This is a genomic window from Catenovulum sp. 2E275, from assembly GCF_025515275.1.
Taxonomy (GTDB): Bacteria; Pseudomonadota; Gammaproteobacteria; order Enterobacterales; family Alteromonadaceae; genus Catenovulum.
In genome coordinates this window covers 1-3,910 of the sequence record NZ_JAOPFU010000088.1, presented here as the reverse complement: position 1 = coordinate 3,910, position 3,910 = coordinate 1, and the positions used below count along the sequence as shown (strand labels likewise).

General features: G+C 39.9%; 3 protein-coding genes and 1 pseudogene. 2 read left to right on the top strand and 2 right to left on the bottom strand.

Features of this window, described 5'->3' with window-relative positions; all coding sequences use genetic code 11:
- Positions 1 to 122: 122 nt before the first annotated feature.
- On the top strand, positions 123 to 587 hold the full coding sequence (locus N7931_RS19040; protein WP_262795923.1) for a hypothetical protein: 465 nt from the start codon (positions 123 to 125) through the stop codon (positions 585 to 587).
- Between the two features lie 434 nt (positions 588 to 1,021).
- Here the strand turns inward: N7931_RS19040 and N7931_RS19035 are convergent, their stop codons facing one another.
- Entirely contained in the window at positions 1,022 to 2,185 is a 1,164-nt protein-coding gene (locus tag N7931_RS19035) for an IS110 family transposase (protein ID WP_262795922.1), read from the bottom strand.
- A gap of 281 nt (positions 2,186 to 2,466) precedes the next feature.
- Positions 2,467 to 2,985 (bottom strand): annotated as a pseudogene (locus N7931_RS19030) (IS4 family transposase); the annotation flags it as partial.
- 137 nt (positions 2,986 to 3,122) lie between these two features.
- Here N7931_RS19030 and N7931_RS19025 point away from each other — a divergent pair.
- Positions 3,123 to 3,788, top strand: coding sequence for a phytanoyl-CoA dioxygenase family protein (locus tag N7931_RS19025; RefSeq protein WP_262795921.1), 666 nt, complete (start codon positions 3,123 to 3,125; stop codon positions 3,786 to 3,788).
- Positions 3,789 to 3,910: the final 122 nt, after the last annotated feature.

The following is a 3,910-nucleotide window of genomic DNA, read 5'->3' as shown; positions in this document are numbered from 1 at the left end:
TCGAACTACTGCAAAAGAAGGCCTTAGTTGCAGCTAGGGCTTGGGTCTCACTTTACCTTAAATCATTAATTTGGTGGGGTTATTATCCATACAAGGCGCTGAAAAAAGCGGACGCGTAAAGCTTGGCTCGCGTTCGTTCCTCACTAAGTTTAGCCAAGCTTTACTTGCCGTTTAGCGCGGCGTTAGGTGTTACCCAAAGCATGTTTAAATCTGCTGAATACGGTTTTATAGCTATATTACTCAGTCTCTGCATGTATTATGCTTTTGTGGCATTTCAAGAGGACGAAGCCGGCATTGAATTGGTTTTTCTTCACGGCTTAATAGCGTACCCTGAATGCAATCAACATACGCTATTGCTTAAACTCGATAATGATAATATTTATTTCGAGGGCAATATTGTTAATCAGTCATTTATACTTAAGCATTTTGTTGCTCATCACCAAGAACAGTGTGAATTAAAAACTGTTTATATAGAGGCTACCGAGAATACGTTGAACAACAATGTTATTGCTTTATCATCTGTCATAAAGCAAGTTTTACCTAGCGTAGATATTGCTTGGGTTATACAAGATAGCAAGCAAAAGTAACACCTAACAAAAAACTTATGTGGGACTGCTAAAGCTTGGCTTGGTTCCGCTTCGCTACACAGTTTAGCCAAGCTTTATCAGCCCCATAATTGGGCGTTGGTATGACCCCCCACGTCAAGTAGGCAACACAAATTTCTGCCTAAAACCTTAAGCCATAATTTATTTTTACCTAATTAAAATTGAGTTAATGCATAGCATGAAGCAAGTAATTTCGTCGGTTTACATGCTGATATCCGTAGATTACTGGCTTATGCCAGCAGAGCTAACCTTACTTATTCCGTCGTGATACCTATCTTCAGTCTATGCTCGTGGTTCAATGATTTTTAGGCCATTGCCATCCTAACGCCGTCGGTGGTTGTATCACATGCCGCTGCTTGATGCTTTTGCATTAACTCAAAACCCTTTAACATATTTATATCTGTTTATTTTCTAATTTACGCTGGCACTCTGGCGATTCTCAATTTGGGATTGATGGGCTGTAAAACCACCTCTCGAGCAATTGCCCAGATGTAGGCAATCATTTCTCGAGCAATTGCCGTGATGACTAAATTGTAATGTTTACCTGTTTGGATGAGTTTTTTATACCGTTTACAAAGACGAAGTTGGGCCTTCCAAGCTATATCAAGAATATCTTTGGGTATGCCTTCATGTCGCTTTTGAATTTCTGTTGAAACATTTGCAGGATAACGAGAGGCATGCGCTCCTTCTATAAGTAAGCGTCTTGCTCGTTGATTACCACATTTAGTAATACTGCCAACTCTGCGTTTGCTTCCAGACGAATGTTCGCTGGGCACTAGCCCAAGATAGCTCATTAATTTTCTAGGGTGGTCAAAGCGAGTGAGGTCGCCCAACTCAGCAAAGGTTCCCACAGCCATTAATAATCGAACGCCACGCATTGCTTGAATGGCTTTAACGACGGGGTAATAACGCCATTTCATAACATGATGAACCAACTCATTATCCAATCTTTCTAAGCGTTTAATTCGCTCGGTAATGGTTTGACGATATTCCTGCAGCACTATTTGTTGCGCGGGATGTGGCAGTACAAGTTCAGTTAACCAGCGTAAGTGTTTTAATGACCAAAATGACCAATTTGCAGAGCCGTTATAATTAATGTTATTACGCAGTAGTAAGGCTTTGAGTTGGTATTTAGCATCCTTTAAGTCCTTCATCGCAGTTTCGCGCGCTCTGGATAAATCACGAACGGCTTCGTCTTCTGGCTCCGGTACATAAATAGGGGTGAGGTCTTCAGACTTAAATAGTTTTGCTAATTTCATCGCATCACGCTTGTCTGTTTTTACTTTATCACCTGTTTTTTTCGCAATCAGGGATGGCGCTACAACATAACAACAATGACCTAAACTCGTTAAATAACGGTAAATCCAATAACCACAGGGGCCAGCTTCATAGACAAAGTGTAATGTTGCGTTTGGGTATTTAGATTGAAATTGTCGTGCTAATTTAGCGACTTTATCTTTTGCGGATGATATTCGCCCATAGTGCACTACTTCGCTGCCACGAGGGTCTTCAACATAAGCGACTTCAATAAATTCTTTATGGGTATCTAATCCAATAAAAAGTATGCTATTTTTGTTCATGCTAGCCTCCAATTTTTAGTTGTGAACAAACTAATTATGGCTCTGGCTTTGCTAACCCACGAGTTTGGAGGCTAGCACCTCGTGGGGAGTCATTATGTCTATGCCAATGGGAATCAATTAGTGAGTATTACATCTATTATATTTATTATTTTGATGCCTGTAGTTTTGCTTTATTTTGCATATGTTTTCACGCTGAGCTTTGCTACAAATAAAACAGCTAAGGACGAATTAGTATTGCTTACATTTAACTTTTTCCCATTGGCTATTTTAACTTTTGCTGTTTCGACTTGGCGAAACCAAGGGGTTCGATAACCCTCATCCGTGATAATAATGGGTTGACAGTTGGCAGGTAGAATGGCGGCTAATTCTTTTAGAAATGGATTATGGCTGACCTGAGAATTGTATTGTGAAAACGGGAAAACGCGTTCATACAGGGTAATCGAGCGACCTTTAAAACTGATAGATGCACGTAAGGTTTGGTGTCGCATTTGCTCGCGAACATCGGACCAATCAACAATAATAATCGGATGCGGTTGCTGTGAACATAACCAACGGGCGTGCCATTGATAGATGGCGGTTCGTTCTTGATAAAGCGCTTGATTGGCGAGTAAACGGTCGATGCGTTTGATATTGTGTTTGGCAGATACTTTGCCTTTGATATTACGGCCTAGCTCAGTTAACGATAATTGTTGTCCATCCAGCAAAGCGTTAACGGCAACCATTAATGAGGCTAAGCGTTTTTGGTGTAAATTGGATCATTGTTTTTTTAATAAATCGTGTAAGATATTGATATCGCGCATGGTAGTTTGCTCTGGTTGGTTTTTGGCGAAATTAATTAGATCAAATCGCACCATGCGTGTCTATATGGTTGAATCTTTTCAATATTGTGAGGGGATTCGTGAGATTGCGGCGTTACATTTAATCAGGAATGAAGATTGTGCAATTCTTTGAAAATGGTTGTGAAATTGTTAAAGGCTTCATTTCAGAAAATTGGCGCTCCACAATTCTTAGAGAAATAGAAACTTCTGAGGTTTCAACTGAAGTTAGTGGAGTGAGATATATCAATAAGAAATTGAAAACGGTAGCTAAATACCTCAACTCTACTGATTTCAAAGAAAAAGCAAGCCCCTTTGTGCCTGTTAATGCTCAACTAGTAAGAGCCATACTTTTCAATAAATCACCAGCATCAAATTGGTTTGTAACTTGGCACCAAGACAAAACAGTTTCGGTTTCGAGTAAATTTGAGGAGCCTGGCTGGGGAGCTTGGAGTGTAAAAGAAAATACTCCGCATGTTCAGCCTCCTTTGGCTGTTCTAGAGAGCATGGTTACTATACGTGTACATTTAGACTCAACACCGAAAGAAAATGGTTGCTTGAAGGTTATACCAAATAGCCACAAATTAGGTATATTAAATCCTAAACAAATAAACGAATTGGTTGTTTCTGAAAAAGTTTATTTCTGTGAAGCTGAAAAAGGTGCCGCTCTTATCATGCGCCCACATTTGCTACATGCCTCCAGTAAAAGCTCAGAGCCAAGTAATAGGCGTGTGCTACATTTTGAATTTAGTAATTGGCAATTGCCAGGTGCAGTGTATTGGGGCTGAAATGTAACAAGTCATTGCATCGGACAGTTTGTGATCTAATAGGATTATCAAATCTTCATAGGAGATTGATTTTGCCTAAGTTTATTCCAGCCAACTACAACCAAACCAGCATGGTCATCATT

Coding starts and splice junctions, on each gene's coding strand:
- N7931_RS19035 (WP_262795922.1), bottom strand. CDS start 2,185: ATGAACAAAAATAGCATACTTTTTATTGGATTAGATACCCATAAAGAA.